General features: G+C 60.1%; 1 tRNA gene. It reads right to left on the minus strand.

Annotation, left to right across the window (positions count from 1 at the left end):
- Positions 1-62: 62 nt before the first annotated feature.
- Positions 63-136, minus strand: a tRNA-Gly gene (locus MIC448_RS16190).
- Between the last annotated feature and the right edge of the window lie 152 nt (positions 137-288).

Consider the following 288-nt stretch of genomic DNA (forward strand, 5'->3'; position numbering starts at 1 on the left):
CCGTTCGCTTCCCCACAACACGATTGCCCCGCCGCTCGGCCTGCGGCCGAACATCGGGGCGATGGAGGGGCTGACGAGAATCGAACTCGCATCATCTGTTTGGAAGACAGAGGCTTTACCACTAAGCTACAGCCCCGAATTTCGGCGGAATTATGCCGAAAAATGGTGTATTCAGTTGTTGGTCCATCCACCGCGGTGAGGCGCGGCATCCGAAAGTCTACCGGAACGCGGAGGCGGTGCTGTCAGGGTCGTCGGGTCGGACGGGTCACTTCGACAGGCTCAGTGACC

It is taken from the genome of Microbacterium sp. C448, assembly GCF_000582705.2.
Classification (GTDB): domain Bacteria; phylum Actinomycetota; class Actinomycetes; order Actinomycetales; family Microbacteriaceae; genus Microbacterium; species Microbacterium lacus_A.